The organism is Pseudomonas sp. No.21, assembly GCF_054558415.1.
Genome location: NZ_BAAJNO010000010.1, coordinates 63387 through 89289, shown reverse-complemented (window position 1 = coordinate 89289; position 25903 = coordinate 63387). Strand labels below are relative to the sequence as shown.

26 protein-coding genes are annotated in these 25903 nt (G+C 66.8%); 22 read left to right on the top strand and 4 right to left on the bottom strand.

The genetic code is table 11. From position 1 onward, the window contains the following. Window positions 1–36 precede the first annotated feature (36 nt). The 6 genes from ccoG to hemN all read left to right on the top strand — a co-directional run bounded on the left by ccoG (window position 37) and on the right by hemN (window position 6901). The gene (ccoG, locus tag ACYJSS_RS21190; protein ID WP_111260399.1) at window positions 37–1452 is read left to right on the top strand and encodes a cytochrome c oxidase accessory protein CcoG; all 1416 of its coding nucleotides are present in this window, start codon (window positions 37–39) and stop codon (window positions 1450–1452) included. A gap of 14 nt (window positions 1453–1466) precedes the next feature. Next, complete coding sequence (locus tag ACYJSS_RS21185; protein WP_111260400.1) at window positions 1467–1967, top strand: FixH family protein; 501 nt, start codon at window positions 1467–1469, stop codon at window positions 1965–1967. A gap of 9 nt (window positions 1968–1976) precedes the next feature. After that, entirely contained in the window at window positions 1977–4376 is a 2400-nt protein-coding gene (locus ACYJSS_RS21180; protein WP_111260401.1) for a heavy metal translocating P-type ATPase, read from the top strand. A gap of 61 nt (window positions 4377–4437) precedes the next feature. After that, complete coding sequence (ccoS, locus tag ACYJSS_RS21175; RefSeq protein WP_111260402.1) at window positions 4438–4668, top strand: cbb3-type cytochrome oxidase assembly protein CcoS; 231 nt, start codon at window positions 4438–4440, stop codon at window positions 4666–4668. Continuing rightward, window positions 4661–5344, top strand: coding sequence for a sulfite exporter TauE/SafE family protein (locus tag ACYJSS_RS21170; RefSeq protein ID WP_111260403.1), 684 nt, complete (start codon window positions 4661–4663; stop codon window positions 5342–5344). Before ccoS ends, ACYJSS_RS21170 begins: the two co-directional genes overlap by 8 nt. Window positions 5345–5518: 174 nt before the next feature. Next, on the top strand, window positions 5519–6901 hold the full coding sequence (gene hemN, locus ACYJSS_RS21165; protein WP_111260404.1) for an oxygen-independent coproporphyrinogen III oxidase: 1383 nt from the start codon (window positions 5519–5521) through the stop codon (window positions 6899–6901). Window positions 6902–6907: 6 nt separating this feature from the next. Here hemN and ACYJSS_RS21160 read toward each other — a convergent pair whose 3' ends face one another. Then, window positions 6908–7393 carry a hypothetical protein gene (locus tag ACYJSS_RS21160; RefSeq protein WP_236204980.1) on the bottom strand — a complete coding sequence of 162 codons (486 nt, stop codon included), beginning with the start codon at window positions 7391–7393 and terminating at the stop codon, window positions 6908–6910. Window positions 7394–7542: 149 nt separating this feature from the next. Between ACYJSS_RS21160 and fnr the strand changes: the two genes are divergently transcribed. The 4 genes from fnr (at window position 7543) to ACYJSS_RS21140 (ending at window position 10987) form a co-directional block, all read left to right on the top strand. Beyond that, window positions 7543–8277 carry a fumarate/nitrate reduction transcriptional regulator Fnr gene (fnr, locus tag ACYJSS_RS21155; protein WP_111260405.1) on the top strand — a complete coding sequence of 245 codons (735 nt, stop codon included), beginning with the start codon at window positions 7543–7545 and terminating at the stop codon, window positions 8275–8277. A gap of 52 nt (window positions 8278–8329) precedes the next feature. Further along, a complete protein-coding gene (locus ACYJSS_RS21150; protein WP_111260406.1) occupies window positions 8330–8878 on the top strand; it encodes an adenine phosphoribosyltransferase in 549 nt (182 codons plus the stop codon). 162 nt (window positions 8879–9040) lie between these two features. Further along, the gene (locus ACYJSS_RS21145; RefSeq protein ID WP_111260407.1) at window positions 9041–10012 is read left to right on the top strand and encodes a fatty acid desaturase family protein; all 972 of its coding nucleotides are present in this window, start codon (window positions 9041–9043) and stop codon (window positions 10010–10012) included. 138 nt (window positions 10013–10150) lie between these two features. Further along, entirely contained in the window at window positions 10151–10987 is an 837-nt protein-coding gene (locus ACYJSS_RS21140) for a metal-dependent hydrolase (RefSeq protein WP_111260408.1), read from the top strand. Window positions 10988–11120: 133 nt separating this feature from the next. Here ACYJSS_RS21140 and ACYJSS_RS21135 read toward each other — a convergent pair whose 3' ends face one another. Beyond that, complete coding sequence (locus ACYJSS_RS21135; RefSeq protein WP_111260409.1) at window positions 11121–11849, bottom strand: TetR family transcriptional regulator; 729 nt, start codon at window positions 11847–11849, stop codon at window positions 11121–11123. A gap of 114 nt (window positions 11850–11963) precedes the next feature. Between ACYJSS_RS21135 and ACYJSS_RS21130 the strand changes: the two genes are divergently transcribed. The 8 genes from ACYJSS_RS21130 to aauR all read left to right on the top strand — a co-directional run bounded on the left by ACYJSS_RS21130 (window position 11964) and on the right by aauR (window position 21410). Beyond that, on the top strand, window positions 11964–13529 hold the full coding sequence (locus ACYJSS_RS21130; RefSeq protein ID WP_111260410.1) for a flavin-containing monooxygenase: 1566 nt from the start codon (window positions 11964–11966) through the stop codon (window positions 13527–13529). Next, window positions 13526–14413, top strand: a complete 888-nt coding sequence (locus ACYJSS_RS21125; protein ID WP_111260411.1) for an SDR family NAD(P)-dependent oxidoreductase — start codon at window positions 13526–13528, stop codon at window positions 14411–14413. The genes ACYJSS_RS21130 and ACYJSS_RS21125 overlap by 4 nt, the downstream gene beginning before the upstream one ends. A gap of 431 nt (window positions 14414–14844) precedes the next feature. Next, window positions 14845–15753: a glutamate/aspartate ABC transporter substrate-binding protein gene (locus ACYJSS_RS21120; RefSeq protein ID WP_111260412.1), complete on the top strand. Its 909-nt coding sequence runs from the start codon at window positions 14845–14847 to the stop codon at window positions 15751–15753. Between the two features lie 193 nt (window positions 15754–15946). Continuing rightward, window positions 15947–16693, top strand: coding sequence for an amino acid ABC transporter permease (locus ACYJSS_RS21115; protein ID WP_111260413.1), 747 nt, complete (start codon window positions 15947–15949; stop codon window positions 16691–16693). Next, on the top strand, window positions 16690–17358 hold the full coding sequence (locus ACYJSS_RS21110) for an amino acid ABC transporter permease (protein WP_173178273.1): 669 nt from the start codon (window positions 16690–16692) through the stop codon (window positions 17356–17358). The genes ACYJSS_RS21115 and ACYJSS_RS21110 overlap by 4 nt, the downstream gene beginning before the upstream one ends. Then, window positions 17355–18089: an amino acid ABC transporter ATP-binding protein gene (locus tag ACYJSS_RS21105; RefSeq protein WP_111260415.1), complete on the top strand. Its 735-nt coding sequence runs from the start codon at window positions 17355–17357 to the stop codon at window positions 18087–18089. The genes ACYJSS_RS21110 and ACYJSS_RS21105 overlap by 4 nt, the downstream gene beginning before the upstream one ends. Before the next feature lie 94 nt (window positions 18090–18183). Next, entirely contained in the window at window positions 18184–20091 is a 1908-nt protein-coding gene (locus ACYJSS_RS21100) for a sensor histidine kinase (RefSeq protein WP_236204978.1), read from the top strand. Next, window positions 20088–21410 carry a two-component response regulator AauR gene (gene aauR, locus ACYJSS_RS21095; RefSeq protein ID WP_111260416.1) on the top strand — a complete coding sequence of 441 codons (1323 nt, stop codon included), beginning with the start codon at window positions 20088–20090 and terminating at the stop codon, window positions 21408–21410. The genes ACYJSS_RS21100 and aauR overlap by 4 nt, the downstream gene beginning before the upstream one ends. Window positions 21411–21839: 429 nt before the next feature. Here aauR and ACYJSS_RS21090 read toward each other — a convergent pair whose 3' ends face one another. Further along, window positions 21840–22589, bottom strand: coding sequence for a 3-oxoacyl-ACP reductase family protein (locus ACYJSS_RS21090; protein WP_236204977.1), 750 nt, complete (start codon window positions 22587–22589; stop codon window positions 21840–21842). Between the two features lie 144 nt (window positions 22590–22733). On the opposite strand from ACYJSS_RS21090, the gene ACYJSS_RS21085 reads away from it, so the two are divergent. From ACYJSS_RS21085 to ACYJSS_RS21075, 3 genes are all read left to right on the top strand, one after another. Next, entirely contained in the window at window positions 22734–23708 is a 975-nt protein-coding gene (locus tag ACYJSS_RS21085; protein WP_111260418.1) for a LysR family transcriptional regulator, read from the top strand. 90 nt (window positions 23709–23798) lie between these two features. Next, on the top strand, window positions 23799–24041 hold the full coding sequence (locus tag ACYJSS_RS21080) for a hypothetical protein (RefSeq protein ID WP_021222218.1): 243 nt from the start codon (window positions 23799–23801) through the stop codon (window positions 24039–24041). A 68-nt stretch (window positions 24042–24109) separates the two neighbouring features. After that, window positions 24110–24577: an SRPBCC family protein gene (locus ACYJSS_RS21075; protein ID WP_111260419.1), complete on the top strand. Its 468-nt coding sequence runs from the start codon at window positions 24110–24112 to the stop codon at window positions 24575–24577. Window positions 24578–24647: 70 nt separating this feature from the next. Here the strand turns inward: ACYJSS_RS21075 and ACYJSS_RS21070 are convergent, their stop codons facing one another. After that, window positions 24648–25382: a siderophore-interacting protein gene (locus ACYJSS_RS21070; RefSeq protein ID WP_111260420.1), complete on the bottom strand. Its 735-nt coding sequence runs from the start codon at window positions 25380–25382 to the stop codon at window positions 24648–24650. A gap of 72 nt (window positions 25383–25454) precedes the next feature. On the opposite strand from ACYJSS_RS21070, the gene ACYJSS_RS21065 reads away from it, so the two are divergent. Beyond that, window positions 25455–25895, top strand: a complete 441-nt coding sequence (locus ACYJSS_RS21065) for a MarR family winged helix-turn-helix transcriptional regulator (RefSeq protein ID WP_218281313.1) — start codon at window positions 25455–25457, stop codon at window positions 25893–25895. Window positions 25896–25903: the final 8 nt, after the last annotated feature.

Below are 25903 nucleotides of genomic sequence, written 5' to 3'. Positions count from 1 at the left end.
GATCGGGGCAAGCCCCAACCGCCGTGGTATGAGTAGATGAGCGAACAGATCCCCGTCCAGAACATTACCCCTCCCCCGGCCAAGAGCGGTGCAAGCGCCGACCTCTACGCCAGCCGTGAAAAGATCTACACCCGCGCCTTCACCGGCATCTTCCGCAACCTGCGCATGGCAGGTGGCGCGCTGCTCTTCCTGCTTTATTTCGGCACCGTCTGGCTGAGCTGGAACGACCGCCAGGCCGTCTGGTGGAACCTGCCCGAGCGCAAGTTCTACATCTTCGGCGCCACCTTCTGGCCCCAGGACTTCGTCCTCCTGTCCTGGCTGCTGATCATCTGCGCCTTCGGCCTGTTCCTCATCACCGTCTTCGCCGGTCGCGTCTGGTGCGGCTACACCTGCCCACAGAGCGTCTGGACCTGGATCTTCATGTGGTGCGAGAAGGTCACCGAGGGCGACCGCAACCAGCGCATGAAGCTGGACAAGGCCCCCATGAGCGGCGCCAAGCTCATGCGCAAGTCGGCCAAGCACAGCCTCTGGCTGCTGATCGGCTTCGTCACCGGCATCACCTTCGTCGGCTACTTCACGCCCATCCGTGAACTGGTATTCGACCTCTTCACCGGCAATGCCGATGGCTGGGCCTATTTCTGGGTCGGCTTCTTCACCCTCGCCACCTACGGCAACGCCGGCTGGCTGCGCGAGCAGGTGTGCATCTATATGTGCCCATACGCTCGCTTCCAGAGCGTGATGTTCGACAAGGACACCCTGATCGTCTCCTACGATCCGCGTCGCGGCGAGTCCCGTGGCCCGCGCAAGAAGAACGTCGACTACAAGGCCCAGGGTCTCGGCGACTGCATCGACTGCACCATGTGCGTCCAGGTCTGCCCGACAGGCATCGACATCCGCGACGGCCTGCAGATCGAGTGCATCGGCTGCGCCGCCTGTATCGACGCCTGCGACAGCATCATGGAGAAGATGAACTATCCCAAGGGCCTGATCAGCTACACGACCGAACACAACCTGAACGGGCAGCAGACCACCCTCCTGCGCCCGCGGCTGATCGGGTACGCTGCCGCCCTCGTCGCGATGATCGGCCTGTTCGGCTACGCCGTGGCCGCCCGCTCTCTGGTGGAACTGGACGTGATCAAGGATCGCGTGCTGTATCGCGAGAACGAGCAGGGCCGCATCGAGAACGTCTACACCCTCAAGGTCATGAACAAGTCCCAGAAGGACCAGGTCTTCGTGATCGAAGCCGATGGCCTCGACGGCCTCGTCTACGAGGGCAAGAGCCAGGTCATGACGGAAGCCGGTGAGGTGCTGTCGGTACCGGTGGAGCTGTCCATCGACCCCGAGAAGCTGCCCTCCAGCACCAACACCATCGTATTCCGGGTCCGCTCGGCCGACGATCCCAGCATCACCACCGACGCTGACAGCCGCTTCATCGGCCCCAGCGTCCGCTGAAAAACGAGATCCCCATGCAGTCCGAATCTCCCGCAAGCCCCTGGTACAAGCAACCCTGGCCCTGGTTCATCCTCGGCCTCCTCGGCACCTCCGTGGTGCTGGGCACCTCCATGCTGGTGATCGCCATCAAGAACCCGCCGAGCCTGGTGGTCGACAACTACTACGACGTCGGCAAGGGCATCAACACCTCGCTCGAGCGCGAGGAGCTGGCCAAGCGCCTGGGCATGAAGGCCCAGGTGCGCCTGGACGACCAGAGCGGCGTGGTCCAGGTCACCCTGAGCGGCAACAGCCACCCGCAGCAACTCGTCCTCAGCCTGCTCTCCCCCACCCAACAGGAAAAGGACCGCCGCGTCGTCCTGCAGCCACAATCCGGCGACCTCTACAGCGGTCACCTGGAAGACTCGGTCAGCGGCCGCCGCTTCGTCGAACTCATCGGCCAGGAAGACGGCCAGGACTGGCGCCTGTTCGAGGAGGAAACCCTCGAGAACGGCAGCGTGACCCTGCTGGGCGAATAAGCACGCCCCATGTCCGCCCCCCTCTCCTGCTACCACTGCGGCCTGCCGGTGCCTGCCGGCAGTCCTTACGAGGCCCGCGTTCTCGGTGAGACGCGGGCCATGTGCTGCCCGGGCTGCCAGGCGGTGGCCGAAGCCATCGTCGCCGGCGGACTGGAAAGCTACTACCGCCACCGCAGCGAGACCGCCGCCAACCCCGATGCCCTGCCCAGCGTGCTTCCCGATGAACTGGCGCTGTTCGATCGTGAAGACGTGCAGCGCCCCTTCGTCCAGCACCAGGGCGAACTCAGCGAGACCAGCCTGCTGATCGAGGGCATCAGCTGCGCCGCCTGCGGCTGGCTGATCGAGAAACACCTGCGCACCCTGCCCGGAGTGGACGAGGCGCGCCTCAACCTGTCCAACCACCGCCTGCAGGTGCGCTGGTCCGACAGCCAGCTGCCCCTCAGCGAGCTGCTCAAGGAACTGCGCCGCATCGGCTACGCCGGCCACCCCTACAAGGCCGATGACGCCGCCGAGCGCCTCGCCGCCGAGAACAAGCGCGCCATGCGCCAGCTCGGTGTCGCCGGCCTGCTGTGGATGCAGGTGATGATGGCCGCGATGGCCACCTGGCCCGAATTCAACATCGACCTGAGCCCTGAACTGGACAAGATCCTGCGCTGGGTCAGCCTGTTCCTCACCACCCCCATCGTCTTCTACTGCTGCGGCCAGTTCTTCCGCGGGGCCCTGCGTGACCTGCGCACCCGCCACCTGAGCATGGACGTCTCGGTGTCCCTGGCCATCGGCGGCGCCTACGTCGCGGGCATCTGGTCCACCGTCACCGGCATCGGCGAACTGTATTTCGACGCCGTCGGCATGTTCGCGTTGTTCCTCCTCGCCGGCCGGTACCTGGAGCGGCGCGCCCGCGAACGCACCGCAGCGGCCACCGCGCAACTGGTCAATCTGCTCCCCGCGTCCTGCCTGCGCCTGGACGACAGCGGCCAGAGCCAGCGCATACTCCTCGGCGAGCTGACCGTGGGCGACCGCGTCCTGGTGCCGCCGGGCGCCTTGATGCCCGCCGACGGCCTGATCCTCGAAGGCCAGTCCAGCGTCGACGAATCCCTGCTCACCGGCGAGTACCTGCCCCTGCCACGCGGGCGCGGCGACACCGTCACCGCCGGCACGCTCAACGTCGAAGGTCCCCTGACACTGGAAGTCCAGGCGCTCGGCGACCAGACCCGCCTCTCCGCCATCGTGCGATTGCTGGAACGCGCCCAGGCAGACAAGCCGCGCCTGGCCGAACTGGCCGACAAGGTCGCGCAATGGTTCCTGATCATCGTCCTGCTGGCGGCCGCCATCGTCGGCCTGGCCTGGTGGCAGATCGACCCGTCGCGGGCCTTCTGGATCGTTCTCTCGCTACTGGTCGCCACCTGCCCCTGTGCGCTCGCGCTGGCAACGCCCACCGCACTGACCACCGCCACCGGCAGCCTGCACAAGCTCGGCCTGCTGCTGACCCGCGGCCATGTGCTGGAAGGGCTGAACCAGATCGACACGGTGATCTTCGACAAGACCGGCACCCTCACCGAAGGCCGCCTCACCCTCAGTGCCATCCACCCCCTGGGCGGGCTCGACAACGACGCCTGCCTGGCCCTGGCCGCGGCCCTGGAGAACCGCTCGGAGCACCCCATCGCCCGTGCCTTCGGTCGTGCCCCTCGTCCTGCCGAGCAGGTGGAGAACGTACCCGGCAAGGGGCTCGAAGGCCGGGTGGACGGGCGCCGCCTGCGCATCGGCCAGGCGGCGTTCGTGGCCGAGCTGGGCGGCTGGCCTGCGCCGGATATTCCCGGCAACAACGGTCAATGGCTGCTGCTCGGCGACGAGCGCGGCCCGCTGGCCTGGCTGGTGCTGGACGACCGCCTGCGCGAAGACGCCCCGCTGCTGCTCGACGCCTGCCGCGCCCGTGGCTGGCAGGTGATGCTGCTGTCCGGCGACAGCTCGCCGATGGTCGGAGAGATCGCCCGCCGCCTCGGCATAGACGATGCCCGTGGCGGCCTCAGCCCCGACGCCAAGCTCGAGGTATTGCGCGAGCTGCACCAGCAGGGCCGCCGCGTACTGATGCTGGGTGACGGCGTCAACGACGTCCCCGTGCTCGCGGGTGCCGACATCAGCGTCGCCATGGGCAGCGCCACCGACCTGGCCAAGACCAGCGCCGATGCGGTGCTCCTCTCGAACCGCCTGGAGAGCCTGGTCCAGGCCCTCACGGTGGCCAGCCGCACGCGCCGCATCATCATCCAGAACCTGGCCTGGGCGACCCTGTACAATGGCCTGGTCCTGCCCTTCGCGGCGCTGGGCTGGGTCACCCCGGTCTGGGCCGCGTTCGGCATGTCGGTCAGCTCGCTGCTGGTGGTGATCAACGCCCTGCGGCTGGCCAGAAGCTAGAGGCCGGCAGGGGCCCCTCCCCTACCGGCCTTCCGCCAGGTTCCCAAACGAGATTCCCCCGATGCCCGCGCTATACATCCTGATCCCCGTCGCCATCGGCCTGGTCGGCTTCGCCATCTGGCTATTCTTCTGGGCCGTGGACAGCGGCCAGTACGACGACCTCGACGGCCCGGCCCACAGCATCCTCTTCGACGACGAGGACCCGGGCCACACGGGCGGCATCGCCGAAGCCGACAAGGTCGATGGGGATGACGAGCGGGCAGACGAGCCCGAGGACAAGCGCGGTGCTTGAACTGGCGCCCCTGCTGGTCTCGGCGATGATCCTCGGCCTGCTCGGCGGTGGCCACTGCATCGGCATGTGCGGCGGCCTGATGGGCGCCCTGACCCTGGCCATCCCGCCCGAGCAGCGCGCCCGGCGCTTCCGCCTGCTGATCGCATACAACCTCGGCCGCATCCTCAGCTACACCACCGCCGGCCTGCTCATCGGCCTGGCCGGCTGGGCCGTGGCCAGCAGCCCGGCCGCCATGGTGCTGCGGGTGATCGCCGCGCTGCTATTGATCAGCATGGGCCTCTACCTCGCCGGCTGGTGGAGCGGCCTGACCCGCATCGAAGCCCTCGGGCGCGGCCTCTGGCGCTACATCCAGCCGGTGGCAGGCAAGCTGCTGCCGGTCTCCAGCCTGCCCCGTGCGCTGCTCCTCGGCGCCCTCTGGGGCTGGCTTCCCTGCGGCCTGGTCTACAGCACCCTGCTGTGGGCCGCCAGCCAGGGTTCGGCCAGCGAAAGCGCCCTGCTGATGCTGGCATTCGGCCTCGGTACCTGCCCGGTGCTGCTGGCCACGGGGCTCGCCGCCGAACGCATCACCGCCCTGCTGCGCAAGCGCGGCATCCGCGTCGCCGGCGGCGTACTGGTGATCCTCTTCGGCATCTGGACACTGCCCGGCCCGCACCAGCACTGGCTGATGGGGCACTGACAGCGGCGCTGGAAGCTGGAAAGTCTCTGGCGGCGTGTGGCGGGCTCAAGCATCGAAGCTAGCGCACAAGCAGCCGCCAAGCCGCGGCGCTGCGACAGCATGACCCAGGTCAAGAAGCATGGATCAGGCGCCACCTAGACTGCCAGGCACTGACTGCTGAACCTGGAATACCCCATGCTCGACGATATTCGCTGGGACGCTGGCCTGATCCGCCGTTACGACGCTGCAGGCCCTCGCTACACCTCCTACCCGACCGCCGTGCAGTTCAACGAACGCATCGGCTCGTTCGACCTGCTCCACGCGCTACGTGAAAGCCGCAAGGCCCTGAGGCCCCTGTCGCTCTACGTGCACGTGCCGTTCTGCGCGAACATCTGCTACTACTGCGCCTGCAACAAGGTGATCACCAAGGACCGTGGCCGCGCCCTGCCCTACCTGGAGAAACTCGAGCGCGAGATCGAGCTCATCGCCTGCCATCTCGATCCGCAGCAGCGCGTCGAGCAACTGCACTTCGGCGGTGGTACGCCGACCTTCCTCAGCCATGACGAGTTGCGCCGCCTGATGGCGCACCTGCGCCAGCACTTCAGCCTGCTGGATGACGATTCCGGGGACTACGGCATCGAGATCGATCCGCGTGAAGCGGACTGGTCGACCATGGGGCTGCTGCGCGAGCTCGGCTTCAACCGCGTCAGCCTGGGCGTGCAGGACCTCGACCCGGCGGTGCAGCGCGCGGTCAACCGCCTGCAGAGCCTGGAGGAGACCCGCGCCATCGTCGAGGCGGCGCGCACCCTGCAGTTCCGCTCGGTGAACATCGATCTGATCTACGGCCTGCCCCGCCAGACCCCCGAAAGCTTCGCACGCACCGTGGCCGAAGTGATCGCCCTGCAGCCGGACCGGCTCTCGGTGTTCAACTACGCCCACCTGCCGGAGCGCTTCATGCCCCAGCGGCGCATCAAGGCCGAAGAGCTGCCGAGCCCCGGGCACAAGCTGGAGATGCTCCAGCGCAGCATCGAACAACTGACCCAGGCCGGCTACCGCTACATCGGCATGGACCACTTCGCCCTGCCGGACGACGAACTGGCCATCGCCCAGGAGGACGGCCGCCTGCAACGCAACTTCCAGGGCTACACCACCCATGGGCATTGCGACCTGATCGGCCTCGGCGTCTCGGCCATCAGCCAGATCGGCGACCTGTACTGCCAGAACGACGCCAACATAACCACCTACCAGGAGAAGCTGCAGAACGGCCTGCTCGCCACCCGCCGCGGCCTCGCCTGCGCCGAGGACGACCGCATCCGTCGCGCCGTGATCCAGCAGCTGATCTGCGAGTTCGAACTGGACTTCCAGTCCATCGAGACGCTGTTCAATATCGAGTTCAGGGGGTATTTCGCGGATATCTGGCCGCAACTGGAGCAGATGGCAGCCGATGGGCTGATCGCCCTCAGCGATCGCGGCATCGACATCCTGCCCACCGGGCGCCTGCTGGTGCGCTCGGTATGCATGCTGTTCGACCACTACCTGACGCCAGAGACCACCCAGCGCTTCTCCCGGGTGATCTGAAGCGCGTCACTTCATCAGCAACTGGGCGGCCTCGAGCATCTGCTCGCCGCTCAGGCCCGCTTCGCGCATGGCCTTCATGAGGCTGGCCGTGGCCTGACTGATGGCACCGTTGAGGCTGGCCACCTCGCTCTGCAAGCCTTCCATGCGCTGCATGCGGGTCTCGTCATCCAGCCCCTGGTCGGTGGCGACCGACTGGAGTTCGGCCATCTTCTCGCGCAGGTCTTCCTTCAGCTTGCGGATCATCTTGAGGATCTGCTTGATGCTGTCGGGAAGGCTGCTCTCGTCGATGTCCTGGTTCTTCTTCGCCTCGTCGCTCGCCTGGGCCTTGCCGGCTTCGGACAGGCTCACGCGGATACCGACATGACCGATGCGATCATCCAGCCCGCCGTCCTCCGCACGCTCGTCGCCCTGTGCCGCGTCCCTGGCCTCGTCGCTGCGAGCAGCCACATAACGCTGGCCGATCTGCGGCCAGCCGGAGATATCCACCCTCATGATCACTCGCTCCATTGGGATCAATACCGGCATATCGGCAGCACAGCGTTGAACTTGAACGTCATAGAAAAGGCCTTTTCCTAGCCCTCAGCGCGCCCCTGCGTTACCCTTACGCCCATTGTGTGTTTGCTTTCGCAAGGGATCCGTGGATGTCCGAGATCATCAAGGTACGCAACCTGCCTCAGGCACATTGCAAGGACTGCAGCCTAGCCGCCCTCTGCCTGCCCCTGTCGCTGAACATGGAAGACATGGACTCGCTGGACGAGATCGTCAAGCGTGGCCGCCCGCTGAAGAAGGGGGACTACCTGTTCCGCCAGGGCGACACCTTCGAGTCCGTATTCGCCGTCCGCTCCGGTGCGCTGAAGACTTTCGGCGTCACCGACTCCGGCGAGGAACAGATCACCGGGTTCCACCTGCCCAGCGAGCTGGTAGGGCTCTCCGGCATGGATACCGAGCTCTACCCGGTATCCGCCCAGGCGCTGGAAACCACCTCGGTGTGCGAAATCCCCTTCGAGCGCCTCGATGAGCTCTCCGTGCAGCTGCCGCAGCTGCGCCGCCAGCTGATGCGCGTCATGAGCCGCGAGATCCGCGACGACCAGCAGATGATGCTGCTGCTCTCCAAGAAGACCGCCGACGAGCGCATCGCCACCTTCCTGGTCAACCTCTCCGCGCGCTTCCGTGCCCGCGGCTTCTCGGCCAACCAGTTCCGCCTGGCCATGTCGCGCAACGAGATCGGCAACTACCTGGGCCTGGCGGTGGAGACCGTCTCCCGCGTGTTCACCCGCTTCCAGCAGGGCAACCTGATCGCCGCCGAAGGCAAGGAAGTGCACATCCTCGATCCCATCGAGCTCTGCGCCCTCGCTGGCGGCAGCATCGAAGACTGACCCCGCGCCGGCCGCTCGGCCGGCGCCTCCTCCCCTCTCCAGGTTCCGCACCATGATTTTCGACGCATTCGATATCAAGACACTGATCCGCCCGGTGGTGGACTTCCCCAAGCCCGGCGTGGTCTTCCGCGATATCACCCCGCTGTTCCAGTCCCCCCGCGCCCTGCGCCTGGTGGTGGACAGCTTCATCCAGCGCTACGTCGAAGCCGAGTTCAGCCATATCGCCGCCATGGACGCCCGTGGCTTCCTGATCGGCTCCATCGTCGCCTACGAACTGAACAAGCCGCTGGTGCTGTTCCGCAAGCAGGGCAAGCTGCCCGCCGACGTCCTCGCCCAGGGCTACCAGACCGAATATGGCGAAGCCTTCCTCGAGGTGCACAGCGACAGCCTGTGCGATGGCGACAAGGTCCTGATCTTCGATGACCTGATCGCCACCGGTGGCACCCTGCTGGCCGCCACCGCACTGGTGCGCCGCATGGGCGCCAGCGTGTACGAGGCCGCCGCCATCATCGACCTGCCGGAGCTGGGCGGCTCCCAGCGCCTGCAGGACATCGGTATTCCCACCTTCTCGCTCACCGCCTTCGCCCTCGACGAGAAGTGATCCCCCCGGGGCCCGCACGGCGGGCCCCGCCCCCCTCCAAAGTCTGAACCCATGGCATTTGCGCCAGGCTTGCGGCCACCCACGCGAAAGCGCCGGGCGCCCCTGGCCGGGCCAGCGAGTGCGGGCAATGATGGCGACTCCCGCGCACCACTAGAGGCCGCCATGAACCCTCGCAGCACGCTCTTCGACTGCTTCAGCCGTGAAGAAATCCAGCGCCTCAGTCAGCGCTCCGACGCCGCCGGCTGGTGGGCCATCGGCTCCACCTGGGCGATCATCGCCGCCGCCTTCGCCATGCTCGCCATCTGGCCGAACCCGGTGACCTTCGCACTCGCCCTGGTCATCCTCGGCGGGCGCCAGCTGGCCCTGGCCATCCTCATGCACGAAGCCGCCCATGGCACCCTGTTCCGCACCCGCTGGCTCAATGACCGCCTCACCGACTGGCTCTGCGCCCGGATCATCTGGGTCGACGTCGCCCGTTACCGCAAGCACCACATCCGCCACCACGCCCACACCGGCACCGACCAGGACCCGGACTGGAGCCTCTCGCGCCCCTTCCCCACCCAGCGCACCTCGCTGCTGCGCAAGTTCGCCCGCGACCTCTCCGGCCTCAGCGGCCTGCGCCGCCTGTTCGGCCAGTTGCTGATGGACCTGGGCGTGCTGGAGTACACCGTCGCCGCCGACGTCAAGCGGCGCCCGCGCGATGGCCGTACCTGGCGCGACTACGCTCGCGATGGCCTGCGCAACATGACCCCGATGCTGCTGGCCAATGCCCTGCTGGCCGGCATACTCGCCGCCTGCGGCGAATTCTGGCTGTTCGGCGTCTGGTGGCTGGCCAACCTCACCACCTACAGCCTGTTCATGCGCATCCGCTCGCTGGCCGAGCACGCCTGCACCGAGCGTGGCCGCGACATGCTGCGCAACACCCGCACCACCCGTGCCGGCTGGCTGGCCCGTCTGACCGTCGCGCCGCTGCGGGTGAACTACCACATCGAGCATCACCTCATGGCCGCGCTGCCCTGGTTCCGCCTGCCCGAAGCGCACCGGCTGCTGCGCCAGCGCGGCCTGGTGGCGGCGCCTCCCGGCTACCTGGATGTGCTGCGCCGGGTCAGCGAGCCGGCCACGGAATCGTCATAACCCGCCGAAAGTTGGTCCGCGCGGCCAGGCGAAACCTGCGTTAATCCTCAACAGTTACATCGTTCGATGACACGGTTATCCGTGCCAGCAAGAGCCAGACAACAACAAGGGACGGCTCCCAACCACGAGGATTGCCCAATGACCGCCAGCGCCGCCGCCAACCTGCCCAAGGCCCACTTCCCCGTCCGCCGCATGGACTTCAGTTTCGATGCCACCCAGAAATACTGGTGGAGCGGCGATCCCTTCATGAGCCACTTCATGAACAACCTGTCGTCGCTCTTCCCCTATGGCGAGAAGTTCTTCGTCGACAGCGTGCGTGGCGTACGCGACCAGATCGACGACCCGCAGCTGCAGAAGGACATCAGCGCCTTCATCGGCCAGGAAGCCATGCACTCCAAGGAACACGCCACCTACAACGACTATGCCGCCCAGCACGGCATCGACCTGGAGCGCCTGGAGCTGCGCATCAAGGTGCTGCTCGAATGGGTCACCCGCTTCACCACCAAGAAGCAGCGCCTGGCTGCCACCTGCGCCCTCGAGCACTTCACCGCGACCATGGCCGAGCAACTGCTGCGCCGCGAAGACCTCAGCACGCAGATGGACGACCAGAAGATGTACCAGCTGTGGATGTGGCACGCGATCGAGGAAAACGAACACAAGGCCGTGTGCTACGACGCCTACATGGCGGTCGGCGGTGGCTACTTCGAGCGCACCATCACCATGGCCTTGACCACCGTGATGTTCATCGGCGTGATCGGCGCCTTCCAGCTGCACCTGCTGCGCAAGGACGGCCAGCTGTTCAACCTGCGCAGCTGGGGCCGCGGCCTGAAGACCCTGTTCAGCCTGCGCACCGGCTACTTCCCGCGCATGATCAGGCCCTACCTGGACTACTACCGCCCGGGTTTCCACCCTTTCGACCATGACACCAGGAACCTGGAGAAGCGCTGGAAGGAACGCCTCGGCTTCAACGGCTGAGTGATTCACGCCCCACAAAAAAGCCCGGCGATCGCCGGGCTTTCTGCTTGAGCGTTCGCAGGATGGCGTAGAGCGCAGCGTAACCCATGCTGTTGCGTGCCTCGGCACCAATGGGTTCCAGGCTGTACCGGTCCTATCGCGAGCCGCCGAGCGACCCCATCGCCTCCAGGCCCTGGAGCACGCTGGCCCCGGTGAAGAGGAACAGCACCTGCTCCTCGGCCTCCAGGCGGATCTCGGCGCGACGCTCCGGCTCGCCGATGAAATCCAGGGACATCTGGAACAGATTGCGGCTGATCAGGCTGGAAACCCGCCGCACCACCCCTTCCGGCACCAGCGCCGGCAGCAGCTTGAATTCGACGATGTCCTCGGCCATGTCATCGGCGAACTCGTCCATCACCTCGCGCAGCGCCTCGCGCATGGCAGGCGAAGCGCCATGCAGCTCACGCACACCGATGATGAAGGCCTCGGCGTTATCGGCGACGAAGTCGAAGAACAGGTTCACCGTCTCATGGCACACGCGCTTGCCGCGCCCCATGTCGATGCCCATCAGCTTGGGCATCGACGCGTGCTCGCCCTGTACCGCCCGTGCCGCTGCCTCGCGACGCAGGTCACGCAACGGCTGGCGCAGCTGGGTGGAGATGTTGCGGATCATCGCCAGGCCCAGGTCGTCCACATCCTTGAAATGGCGATAGAAGGTGTTCGGGTTGAGCCCCGCCTCCCGCGCCAGTTCGCGCAGGCCCAGGCTGCTCAGGCTGCGGCTCTGGGAGGACAGGCGCAGGGCCGCCTCCATCAGCAGGCGCTTGCCTGGTGCCTCGACCGCCCGCTCCTTCGACTGCTGCCCGTCGTCCGGCACTGAACTCATGGCTGACCCTACCTTAGGTTGGTTGTACCGCGATGGCTTGCTGGCGAGTATACATCTGTCTACATTGGTATACAGCTGTATACGCCACAAAATAAGCATAACAGGAGCTTGGCCATGAATGCGCCCGTATCACCCCCCACCCCTGCCCGCCACTGCAAGGTCGCCATCATCGGCTCCGGCTTCTCCGGCCTGGGCATGGCGATCCGCCTGAAACAGAAAGGCGAGAACGATTTCCTCCTGTTCGAGAAGGAGGCCGGTGTCGGCGGCACCTGGCGCGTCAACAACTACCCGGGCTGCGGCTGCGACGTGCAATCGCACCTCTACTCCTTCTCCTTCGAGCCCAACCCCAACTGGACGCGGATGTTCGCCAAGCAGGGCGAGATCAAGAGCTACCTCGAAGGTTGCTGGGAGAAATACCGCCTGCAGGACAAGACCCTGCTCGGCACCGAGATCACCCGCGTGGCCTGGAGCGACAGCGAAGAGCTGTGGCACATCGACGACGCGGCCGGCAACCACTACACCGCGCAGTTCGTGGTGTCCGGCATGGGCGCCCTGTCCACCCCCTCCATCCCCTACCTCGACGGCCTGGAGAACTTCGCCGGCAAGCGCTTCCACTCCCAGCAGTGGGACCACGACTATGACCTGGCGGGCAAGCGCATCGCCGTGATCGGCACCGGCGCTTCGGCCATCCAGTTCGTCCCGCAGATCCAGAAAGTGGTCGGCCAGCTCGACCTCTACCAGCGCACCGCGCCCTGGGTCATGCCCAAGCCCGACCGCGCCATCAGCGAGAACGAGCGCTCGCGCTTCAAGCGCTTCCCCATCCTGCAGAAGCTCTGGCGCGGCGGCATCTACGCCGTCCTCGAAAGCCGCGTGATCGGCTTCGCCCTGACGCCGAAGGTGATGAAGCTCGCCCAACTGGTCGCCAAGGGCTACATCAAGCGCAAGATCAAGGACCCGGTACTGCGTGCCAAGGTCACGCCCGACTACACCATGGGCTGCAAGCGCGTGCTGATCTCCAACGACTACTACCCCTCCTTGACCCAGCCCAACGTCGACGTGATCACCGACGGCATCAAGGAAATCCGCGCCAACAGCATCGTCACCCGTGACGGCCAGGAACGCCCGGTGGACGCCATCATCTTCGGCACCGGCTTCACCCCCAGCGACCCGCTGCCGCGCGGCGTGGTCTTCGGCCGCAACGGCGTCGACCTGCTCGACACCTGGCCGGAAGGCCCCGAGGCCTACAAGGGCACCATGACCGCCGGCTTCCCCAACCTGTTCTTCCTCATGGGCCCGAACACCGGCCTGGGCCACAACTCGATGGTCTACATGATCGAATCGCAGATCCACTACGTGCTCGGCGCCCTCGACCTGCTCGGCCAGCGCAAGCTGCAGAGCCTGGAGGTCAAGCGCGAGGTGCAGGACGCGTTCAACGGCAAGATCCAGGGCAGCCTGGGCAACACCGTGTGGAACGCCGGCGGCTGCAAGAGCTGGTACATCCACCCGGTCAGCGGCCGCAACTGCACCGTCTGGCCCGGCTTCACCTGGCGCTTCCGCCTGCTGACCCGCAACTTCGACCCGGCCGCCTACCACTTCAGCCGCATCCAGCCCGTGCATGCCGCCCAGGGCCCGCTGACCTTCGCCGCCCCCGCCCAAACCGCAGAAGGAGTACCGGCATGAAGTCCTTCGAGAACAAGGTCGCCGCGATCACCGGCGCCGGCTCCGGCATCGGCCGCGCCCTGGCCTACGGCCTGGCCCGCCAGGGCTGTCACCTGGCGCTTTCCGACGTCAACGCCGAAGGCCTGGCGGAAACCGCCGCCCAGGCCCGCAAGCTCGGCGTGCAGGTCACCGACACCCTGGTCAACGTCGCCGACCGCGACGCCGTGCATGCCTGGGCCGACCAGGTCGTGCTCGACCACGGCCGCGTCAACCTCATCTTCAACAACGCCGGCGTCGCCCATGCCGGCACCGTTGAAGGCAGCGACTACGCCGAATACGAGTGGATCATGAACATCAACTTCTGGGGCGTGATGCACGGCACCAAGGCCTTCCTGCCGCACATCAAGGCCACCGGCGACGGCCAGGTGGTCAACGTCTCCAGCGTGTTCGGGCTGTTCTCCCAGCCGGGCATGAGCGCCTACAACGCCACCAAGTTCGCCGTGCGCGGCTTCACCGAAGCCCTGCGCCAGGAGCTGGACATGGAAGGCTGCGGCGTCTCCGCCAGCTGCGTGCACCCCGGCGGCATCAAGACCAACATCGCCAAGACCGCTCGGATGAACGACAGCCTCGCACGGGTCGTCGGCCAGGAAACCGACCAGGCGCGCAAGCAGTTCAACGACCAGTTGCTGCGCACCACCCCGGACAAGGCCGCCTCGGTGATCCTGCGCGGCGTGCTCAAGGACAACCGACGCATCCTCATCGGCGCCGACGCCTGGGCCCTGGACGGCATGCAACGCCTGCTGCCGACCTTCTACCAGCGCCTGGTCACCACCTCCATGCGCCTGGCCGCACGCTTCGCCCCCAAGCCCCGACGGGAGCGGGAAGCGCAGAACCTGGCGGACTGACCCACACCCCGTAGCCCGCGCCCGGCCCGGGAGGCTCACCTCCCCGGGCTGAAGCCCGGGCTACGGGGTGGTCGTATCGCCCTTATCGTCGGGTTGCACCCGACCTACCTGCTACGCGGTCATGCCGTAGGGTGGGCTTTAGCCCACCAACTCCCGAACCAGCCCTCTCCAGGCCACGCCTCTCCATTCCCTTCCCGCCTGATCACCCCGAAACCCGTTCGGATATCCGAACGATAAAACCCATCAAAGCCGGAACCCCGAACACCCCGCCTCCAAGCCCCTCCAGCCATTAAAAATAAATCCTTATAAATCAATTAATTACAGACAAATCAGCACGACCATACAGATGGCACGCATCCTGCCATTACAGATCCCGACGGCGCCTTACCGCTGGCGTCGATAAGAACAAACAAAGTCGAGGACTGAAACACATGCGTATCCTTCCGAAGGTTCTGGCCGCCGCCATCGCAGCGACCCTGATTTCCGCTCCCGCCATCGCCGAAGAACTGACCGGCACCCTGAAGAAGATCAAGGACAGCGGCACCATCGTCCTCGGTCACCGCGACGCCTCCATCCCCTTCTCCTACCTCGGCACCGAGCCGGGCAAGCCCGTCGGCTACTCCCACGACATCCAGCTCAAGGTCGTCGAAGCGATCAAGAAGGAACTGGCCCTGCCGGACCTGAAGGTGCGCTACAACCTGGTGACCTCGCAGACCCGCATCCCGCTGGTGCAGAACGGCACCGTCGACATCGAGTGCGGCTCCACCACCAACAACCTCGAGCGCCAGAAGCAGGTCGGCTTCTCCGTCGGCATCTTCGAGGTCGGCACCCGCCTGCTGTCGAAGAAGACCGCCGGCATCAACGACTTCGCCGACCTCAAGGGCAAGAACGTGGTGACCACCGCCGGCACCACCTCCGAGCGCCTGCTCAAGTCCATGAACGCCGACAAGCAGATGGGCATGAACATCATCTCGGCCAAGGACCACGGCGAATCCTTCCTGATGCTGGAATCCGGCCGCGCGGTCGCCTTCATGATGGACGACGCCCTGCTCTACGGTGAGATGGCCAAGGCCAAGAAGCCGGACGACTGGGTCGTGACCGGCGAGCCGCAGTCCTACGAGATCTATGGCTGCATGGTTCGCAAGGGCGACGAAGCCTTCAAGAAAGTGGTCGACAAGGCCATCGCCGACACCTTCGCCTCGGGCGAGATCAACGGCATCTACGACAAGTGGTTCACCCAGCCCATCCCGCCGAAGAACCTCAACCTCAACTTCCCCATGAGCGATGAGCTGAAGAAGCTGGTCGCCAACCCCACCGACAAGTCGGCCGAAGAAATCTGACGTCGCCGCTCCTCCCCCTCTCCCGTCGGAGAGGGGCCGGGAGTGAGGGGAGCCGGTGCAGGTCGGAAATCCGGACGACGCCGCTCCCCACCCCTCTTCCACCAGGGAGAGGGGGTAGCCGGGCATCCGGCAGCCACTCCCCATCCACTGCCTTCAACCGCAGACAGACAAGAACCCTGAGGGGAAAACCCTGATGAACTACAACTGGGACTGGGGCGTGTTCTTCAAGTCCACCGGCATCGGCAGCGAGATCTACCTGGACTGGTTCGTCACCGGCCTGGGCTGGACCATCGCCATCGCCCTCGCCGGCTGGATCGTCGCGCTCCTGCTGGGCTCGCTGCTCGGCGTGATGCGTACCGTGCCCAACCGCTGGGTGTCCGGCATCGCCACCACCTACGTGGAAATCTTCCGCAACGTACCGCTGCTGGTGCAGCTGTTCCTCTGGTACTTCCTGGTGCCGGACCTTTTGCCCGAGCCGCTGGAAATCTGGTTCAAGCAGGACCTCAACCCGGCCACCTCCGCCTACCTCAGCGTGGTCGTGTGCCTCGGCCTGTTCACCGCCGCCCGCGTCTGCGAGCAGGTGCGCACCGGCATCCAGGCGCTGCCCGCCGGCCAGGCCTCCGCCGCCCGCGCCATGGGCTTCCGCATGCCGGCGATCTACCGCTACGTGCTGCTGCCGCAGGCCTTCCGCATCATCATCCCGCCGCTCACCAGCGAGTTCCTCAACATCTTCAAGAACTCCTCGGTGGCCTCGCTCATCGGCCTGATGGAGCTGCTCGCGCAGACCAAGCAGACGGCCGAGTTCTCCGCCAACCTGTTCGAGGCCTTCACCCTGGCCACGCTGATCTACTTCACCCTGAACATGAGCCTGATGCTGCTCATGCGCCTGGTGGAGCGCAAGGTCGCGGTCCCGGGCCTGATCGCCGTAGGAGGCAAGTGATGGACTTCAGCGCAATCATCCCCGCCCTGCCCGGGCTGGTCGACGGCATGCTGATGACCCTGCAGCTGATGGTGCTGGGCATCATCGGCGGCGTGGTCCTGGGCACCCTGCTGGCGCTCATGCGCCTGTCGCACAACCCGCTGCTGTCGAAACTCGGCGGCCTGTACGTCAACTACTTCCGCTCCATCCCGCTGCTGCTGGTGATCACCTGGTTCTACTTCGCGGTGCCCTTCGTGCTGCGCTGGATCACCGGCGAGGACACCCCCGTCGGCGCGTTCACCTCGTGCCTGATCGCCTTCATGATGTTCGAGGCGGCGTACTTCTGCGAAATCGTCCGCGCCGGCATCCAGGCCATCCCCCGCGGGCAGATGGGCGCGGCACAGGCCCTGGGCATGACCTACGGCCAGACCATGCGCCTGATCATCCTGCCCCAGGCGTTCCGCAAGATGACCCCGCTGCTGCTGCAGCAAAGCATCATCCTGTTCCAGGACACCTCGCTCGTTTACACCGTGGGCCTGATGGACTTCCTCAACGCCGCCCGTTCCCGTGGCGACATCATCGGCCAGCCGCACGAATTCCTGATCTTCGCCGGCCTGGTGTACTTCACCGTCAGCTTCGCCGCCTCGCAGCTGGTCAAGCTCCTGCAAAAAAGGTTAGCCGTATGATTTCGATCAAGAACGTCAACAAGTGGTACGGGGAATTCCAGGTGCTGACCGACTGCAGCACCGAGGTCCAGAAAGGTGAAGTGGTGGTCGTCTGCGGGCCGTCCGGCTCCGGCAAATCCACCCTGATCAAGTGCGTCAACGCCCTGGAGCCCTTCCAGAAGGGCGACATCGTCGTCGACGGCACCTCCATCGCCGACAAGAAGACCGACCTGCCCAAGCTGCGCTCCCGCGTCGGCATGGTGTTCCAGCACTTCGAGCTGTTCCCGCACCTGTCGATCACCGAGAACCTCACCATCGCCCAGATCAAGGTGCTCGGCCGCAGCAAGGAGGAAGCCACCGCCAAGGGCCTCAAGCTGCTGGAGCGCGTCGGCCTCTCCGCCCACGCCCACAAGCACCCGGGCCAGCTTTCCGGCGGCCAGCAGCAGCGCGTCGCCATCGCCCGCGCCCTGGCCATGGACCCGGTGGTGATGCTGTTCGACGAACCCACCTCGGCACTGGACCCGGAAATGGTCAACGAAGTGCTCGATGTGATGGTGCAACTGGCCAACGAAGGCATGACCATGATGTGCGTGACCCACGAGATGGGCTTCGCCCGCAAGGTCGCCGACCGCGTGATCTTCATGGACGCCGGCCAGATCGTCGAAGACTGCCCCAAGGAAGAGTTCTTCGGCGATGTCGGCCAACGCTCCGAGCGCGCCCAGCAGTTCCTCGCCAAGATCCTGCAACACTGATGCGCCGCGCCCCTCTCCCTTCGCGGAGAGGGGCCGCCGCTGCCACCCGCCACTCGGCGCCACGCGCCGACTGGCAAGGCCCGGACCACTTATGATGCAATGCCCATCCGCCAGCCTCCGCGCCGTGCCGCCCGCATTGATCGTGAAACCGCGCCTGCTCCGCCACCTCTCGCTGACCCTGCTGCTGGTCCTGGCCATGCTCGGCGCCGGCTGGATCGCCTACCACCTCAGCGAGCTCTCCGGCATCCGCGCCCTGCGCGAGAACGGCGAACGCCAGCTGGAACTCCACGCCCGCGCGGTGGAAAGCGAGATCAACCGCTACACCTACCTGCCCAGCCTGCTGGAGCTGGAGTCCAGCGTCAGCCACCTGCTGCTCAACCCCACGCCCTACCGGCGCAACCTGGTCAACGACTACCTCGAAGGGCTCAACCGCCGCAGCGGCAACCGCGCCATCTTCCTCCTCGACACCAACGGCCGCGTGCTGGCCACCAGCAACTGGCGCGACGCCGACAGCTTCCTCGGCGAGGACCTGGCCTTCCGCGCCTACTTCCAGCAGGCGATGAAGGGCGAACCCGGGCGCTTCTACGGCATCGGCAGCACCACCGGCGAGGCCGGCTACTACCTCGCCCACGGCTTGCGCTACGAAGGCCGCATCATCGGCGTCGCCGTGGTCAAGGTGAAGCTCGAGGCCCTCCAGGAGCGCTGGGAAAAGGCCCGCCTGCAAGCCTTCGTCAGCGACGAGAACGGCATCATCATCCTCTCCAGCGACCCCATGCTGCGCATGAAGGCCGTACGCCCGCTCTCCGCCGAAGACAAGGAGCGCCTGGCCCGCAGCCTGCAATACCACTGGTGGGCACTCAATGAATGGCAGCCGCGCCACCGTGAGGAGCTCGGCGACGGCCTCGAGGCCATCAGCTTCGCCTCCCCCCTGCCCGGCGGTGGCGAGCAGGAGACCGTCTACCTGGCGCAGAGCCGCCCGCTCAGCGACACCCCCTGGCACTTCACCCTGCTCTCGCCCCTGGCCGACCTGCGCCGCGAAGCCATCATCCACGGCCTGCTCGCCGCCGCCGGGCTGGCCCTGCTGGCCTTCCTCGGCATCGCCTGGAACGAGCGGCGCAAGGTACTCGCCACCCGTCTCGCCGCCCGCGAGGCGCTGCTGCAGGCCAACAACGAACTGGAGCGCAAGATCGCCGAACGCACCCAGGACCTGCGCGCCAGCAACCAGCGCCTGATGGGCGAGATCCGCGAACGCCGGCAGACCGAGGAAAACCTGCGCAAGGCCCAGGACGGCCTGGTCCAGGCCGGCAAGCTGGCGGTGATCGGCCAGATGTCCACCAGCATCGCCCACGAACTCAACCAGCCCCTGGCCGCCCTGCGCACCCTCTCGGGCAACACCGTGCGCTTCCTCCAGCGCGGTGCCCTCGACGTGGCCAGCACCAACCTCACCGCCATCAACGAACTGGTCGATCGCATGGGCCGCATCACCGCCAGCCTGCGCGCCTTCGCCCGGCGTGCCGACGACCATGGCCAGGCCAGCCTGGGCAAGGCCGTGGATGCCGCGCTGTTCATCCTCCACACCCGCCTGGAACACACCCCGCTGACCCTGCACCGCACCTTCGCCGATGCCCGGCTGGCCATCGACCAGACCCGCCTGGAGCAGATCCTGGTCAACCTCGTCGCCAACGCCCTGGACGCCATGAGCGGCCAGGCCGACTGCCAGCTCTGGCTCGACGGCCACGACGAGGGCGCCACCTACGTCCTGCGCGTGCGTGACAACGGCCCCGGCATCTCCCCGGCCGTGCGCGAGCACCTGTTCGAACCCTTCTTCACCACCAAGCCCGGCGAACACGGCCTGGGCCTTGGCCTCACCCTCTCCGCCAGCCTCGCCACCGCGGCGGGTGGCAGCCTCGGCGTGCAGCACCCGGAAGACGGTGGCACGGCGTTCGAGCTGCGCCTGCCCCAGGTCGCCCGCGCCACTCCCGAAGCGAGCCCCAGCCCATGACCGAGCCGCTCAGCGTCCTCATCGTCGAAGACGACCCCCACGTCCTGCTTGGCTGCCAGCAGGCCCTGGCCCTGGAAGACATCACCAGCATCGGTGTCGGCAGTGCCGAGGAAGCCCTCGAACGGGTCAACGCCGACTTCGCCGGCATCGTCATCAGCGACATCCGCCTGCCCGGCATCGACGGCCTGGAGCTGCTCGCCCGCCTCAAGGCCCGCGACCGCAGCCTGCCGGTGGTGCTGATCACCGGCCACGGCGACATCAGCATGGCGGTGGGCGCCATGCGCGACGGCGCCTACGACTTCATGGAGAAGCCCTTCTCCCCCGAGCGCCTGGTGGACGTCGCCCGCCGCGCCCTGGAGCAACGCGGCCTCGCCCGCGAAGTATCCGCCCTGCGCCGCCAACTGGCCGGCCGGCAATCCCTGGAGCAGCGCATCATCGGCCGCTCGCCGGCCATGCAGGCCCTGCGCGAACTGATCGCCAACGTCGCCGACACCGCCGCCAACGTGCTGATCGAAGGCGAGACCGGCACCGGCAAGGAACTGGTCGCCCGCTGCCTGCACGACTACAGCCGGCGCCAGTCCAATCAGTTCGTCGCGCTCAACTGCGGCGGCCTGCCGGAGAACCTGTTCGACAGCGAAATCTTCGGCCACGAGGCCCACGCCTTCACCGGCGCCGGCAAGCGCCGCATCGGCAAGATCGAGCACGCCCACAACGGCACGCTGTTCCTCGACGAGATCGAAAGCATGCCCATGAACCTGCAGATCAAGTTCCTCCGCGTGCTGCAGGAGCAGACCCTGGAGCGCCTCGGCTCCAACCAGCCGATCCCCGTGGACTGCCGCGTGGTCGCCGCCACCAAGGCCGACCTCGACGAACAGGGCAAGGCCGGCCAGTTCCGCAGCGACCTCTACTACCGCCTCAACGTGGTGACCCTGGAACTGCCGCCGCTGCGCGACCGCCGCGAGGACATCCTGCTGCTGTTCGACCACTTCCTGCAGTTGGCCTCGCTGCGCTTCGACCGCGCCGTACCGGAGCTGGATCGCGCCACCGTCTCCAGCCTCATGGCCCACGACTGGCCGGGCAACGTGCGCGAACTGCGCAACGTCGCCGAACGCTTCGCCCTCGGCCTGCCCGTGTTCAAGAAGACCGGCCTGGCCCTGGACGGCGCCGAACCCAGCTTCGCCGAAGCCGTGGAAGCCTTCGAACGCAGCCTCCTCGGCGATGCCCTCGAACGCCACGGCGGCAACCTCAGCCAGGCCGCCATCGCCCTCGGCATGGCCAAGACCACCCTGTTCGACAAGGTCAAGAAATACGGCCTCTGACGCTCCCGGTCGAACCCGGACGCCCTCGCCGCGTGGGGTGGACCGCGCTTCACCGGTCCACCTTCCGGTGCCCGCCGGCCACTCCGCTGGTGGATGAAAAAAGCGTCATCCGCCCTACGGCGCGGATGTGGGGTGACGGCGTCCCCGCGGGAGCGAATTCATTCGCGATGCTTCTCCACCGGCCAACCCTGGATGCCCTCGCCGCGTAGGGTGGACCCCGCTCCATCGGTCCACCTTTCGTACTCGCCGGCCACTCCGCCGGTGGATGAACAGAGCGCCACCACCCTACAGACGTGCCACCGCAAGACACCAAGGATGGGAATGGGTGTCGGGGCGAACTCACTCGCCCGCTCTTCTGCTGGGCACCGAAAACAGGCCACGGACGAAAACGCCGGCCCAATGGCCGGCGTTTCCCTTGTCCCCGAAGCGTCAGGCCGAGAAACCACCATCGATGGTCAGGTTGGCGCCGGTGATGTAGCCCGCTTCCGGGCCGGCCAGGTAGGCCACGAAGCTGGCGATCTCCTCGGCCTGGCCGTAGCGCGGCAGGGCCATCAGCGGTTTCAGCGAGTCGGCGAAATCGGTGTGGTCAGGGTTCATGTCGGTGTCCACCGGGCCGGGCTGCACATTGTTCACGGTGATGCCGCGCGGCCCCAGGTCGCGGGCCAGGCCCTTGGTGAAGCCGGCCACCGCCGCCTTGCTCAGGGCGTAGACCGAGCCGCCGGCGAAGGGCATGCGCTCGGCGTTGGTGCTGCCGATGGTGATGATGCGGCCACCCTCGCCCATCACCCGGGCGGCTTCCTGGCTGGCGATCACCACGCTGCGCACGTTCACCGACAGGGTGCGGTCGAGGTCTTCGATGGCGAACTCCTCGATGGGCGCCACGGCCAGCACGCCGGCGTTGTTCACCAGGATGTCGAGGCGCCCGAAGGTATCGACGGTATAGCGGATGGCGCCGCGCAGGGCATGCTCGTCGCTGCTGTCGGCCTTGACCGCCAGGGCGCGCCCACCGGCCGCCTCGATGGCTTTCACCACCTCTTCGGCGGCCTGGCCGGAGGCGGCGTAGGTCAGTGCGACGGCGGCGCCTTCGCGGGCCAGGCGCTTGGCGATGGCCGCGCCGATGCCGCGGGAGCCGCCCTGGATGAATGCAACCTTGCCGCTGAGAGTTTGAGTCGAGGTCATGATGGTTCTCCAATCGTCTGTAGTGGGATTCGGCTTGGCCGGTTGGCCGCTGCTCGATGACGTGGCCAGTATCAGCGCAGGATTGCCAACCGATAAGCCGTCAATCCGTCTATTCTTTCGATCCAAACGGTTTACGGTGGCGCCATGGAAACCCTCAACAGCATCGAATGCTTCGTCCGCAGCGCAGAGGCCGGCAGCTTTGCCGAGGCCGCACGGCGCCTGGGCCTGACACCAGCGGCGGTCGGCAAGAACGTGGCGAAACTGGAAACCGGGCTGGGGGTGCGACTGTTCCAGCGTAGTACGCGCAGCCTGAAACTGACCGAAGCCGGCGAGCGCTTCCTCGCCGAGGTCAGCGGCGGCCTCGCCGCCATCCAGGGCGCAGTGGCCAACCTCGCCAGCGCCGGCGGCCAGCCGGCAGGCAACCTCAAGGTGAGCATGGGGCTGATGTTCGGCCGCGAGTACATCGTGCCGCTGCTGGCCGACTTCCTCGCCCGCTACCCCGCCATCGTGCCCGACTGGCATTTCGACAATCGCCAGGTGGACCTCATCGGCGAGGGCTTCGACGTCGGCATCGGGGGTGGCTTCGAGCTGCCCCAGGGGGTGATCGCCCGGCAGATCGGCCCCGGCCATCGCGTACTGCTGGCCGCCCCCGGTTACTTCGACGCCCGGCCTCGTCCGCAGGTGCCGGCGGACCTCGCCCAGCACGACGGCATCCTCCTGCGCTCGCCGCAGACCGGTCGCGTGCGCAACTGGGTATTGCTCAACGAGGCCGGCGACCAGGCGCCCATCGACCTGCGCCCCCGCGCGCTGATGAGCGACCCGGAAGCCGCCTGCCACGCCGCGCGCATGGGCCTGGGCATCACCCTGGTGAGTACGGTCCATGCCGTGCACTTCATCGAGCGCGGCGAACTGCAGCGCGTGCTGCCCGACTGGCACGTGCAGACCGACCCGCTGTGCATCTACTTCAGCGCGCAGAAGCTGCTGCCGGCCAAGACCCGCGTATTCATCGACCATGTGGTCCAGGCCTTTCGCGAGCAGGGGCTGCCCGAGCGCTTCTCCGCCCGGAGCGCCGCCTGTGGCGGCCGGGGCCACCAGGCACCGTTGCCACTCAGGCAATAGTCATTATCGAAGCGGGTGATTTTTCCGCCCCCGGGGCCGCGGATAACCTTTGTTCCATCAAAGGACAACGCCACCTCAAGGGGGCCCGAAATGAATCGCCTGCTCGCCATCGCACTCGCCGCTACCACCCTCATCCTCGCCGGCTGCGCCAGCCAACCGGAGCCGCGCCCCTACACCGATGCCGAGGTCAAGCAGTTCTCCCTGGAGATGCTCAACCGCGCCGGCCTGCCCTACGAGGATTACGAGAAGGTCCGCTCGGCACTGATGAACCCCAAGGTCTCCAGCGCCAGCCGCGACTACGAGGCCGCCTTCATCCGCCGCAACGAGGGCTGATCGCAGGGCTATGCTTGCCGCTCCCCGCCCGGCTTCCGGGCGGCCCCACCCGAGCGAAGGCCCGCCCCATGAGCAGCAGCGCATCCCCGACCGCCCACCGCGAATGCACCACCTCGCGGCTGATCGACGCACCGCCGGCCCGCGTATTCCGCGCCATCGCCGCGCCCGAGCACCTCGCCCGCTGGTGGGGGCCCAACGGTTTCAACAGCACCTTCGAGCTCTTCGAATTCCGCCCCGACGGCCACTGGCGCTTCACCCTGCACGGCCCCGACGGCACCGACTACCCCAATCACAACGTCTTCCGCGAGATCACGCCCGGGCAGGTCGTGGTCGAACACCTCTCCGACGATAACCACCACTTCGTCCTCACCATCACCCTCGCCTCCGAGGGCAAGGGCACGCGTGTGGGTTGGCAGCAGGTGTTCGACACCGCGGAACACCGCGAACAGATCGCCGCCTTCGTGCTTACGGCCAACGAACAGAACCTCGACCGCCTCAGCGCCGAAGTGCGCAACGTCGACTGGCCCGATGCCTGACCCGCTCCAGGCTATTCGCGCCGCGTAGGATGGCGTAGAGCGCAGCGAAACCCATCGACAGGGCCGCCCACTAGCCCTCCAGGTCCTCATGGTGATCCGAGAACCCCTGCCGCCAGTAGGCCGCGACGCGCATGGCTTCCTTCGGCTGCCCCTTCTCCACCAGCAGGGCACGTACCCGGGTCATCATCCCGTGCTCGCCGGCGCCCCAGGCGTAGCCTTCGCCAGCGGGCAGCGGCAGGGCCTGTACGGCGGCGACCAGTTCCTCCGGCGTATCCACCCAGCGCAAGTCGAGGCTCGCGGCGCTGCGCAAATCGCGGCGGTCGGCCTCGGCCAGTTGCACGATGGCGGTGACGCGGGCGCCGGCCGGCAGCTCCTCCAGGCGGCGGTGGATCGCCGGCAGCGCGCTGGAGTCGCCCACCAGCAGGTGCCAGTCGTAATCCATGGGGATGATCATCGAGCCGCGCGGGCCGCCGATCAGCGCGGAGTCGCCCACCTGCGCCCGCTCGGCCCACTCGCAGGCGCCGCCCTCGCCGTGCAGGGCGAATTCGAGGGTCAGCTCGCGGCGCTCAGGGTCGAAGCGGCGCGGGGTGTAGTCGCGGCGGACGAGCTCGCCCTGCCCGTCCACGAACATGAACTTGATGTGGTCGTCGAAGGAGGCGGATACGAAGTCCGCCAGCGCGTCACCGCCGAAGGTGACGCTCATGAAATGCGGGCTGATGCGCTCCACGCGGAGCACGTCCAGCTCGCGGCGGCGCAGTTCGTGGCGCACGCGCTGCACGCGGCGGGTCTGTACGGGTTGGTCCATGGGCTGTTACTCGCAAGGGATGGTTGATAACATCAACGATCATAAAAACCACTAGTTGATATTGTCAACCATATGACCGCCGATACCGCCGAAGACGTCTTCGAATCCATCCACTCCGTCATGCACCTCTACCGCGCTCGGCAATACCGGTCGCTGCGCGACAGCGCCCACGACCTCGCCCACATGGAGTTCAAGGCGCTGAACTTCTTCGCCCACAATCCGGGGGCGACCCAGAGCGACCTTGTGGCCCACTCCGGCCGCGATAAGGCGCAGATCGCCCGCCTGATCCAGGCGCTGCGCGGCAAGGAGTTGCTGGAAGGCAAGGCCGACGAGGCCGACAAGCGCAGCATCCGGCTCTACCCCACCGCAGCGGGCACGGCTCTCCACCAGGAGGTGCGCCAGCAAGGCCGGCGCCTCAACCAGGTGGCGGTGGACGGCTTCAGCCAGGAGGAATGTCAGCAGCTGCTCGACCTGCTGGCGCGGGTGCAGGCCAACCTCGGCACCGAGCCCTGACCCGTAGC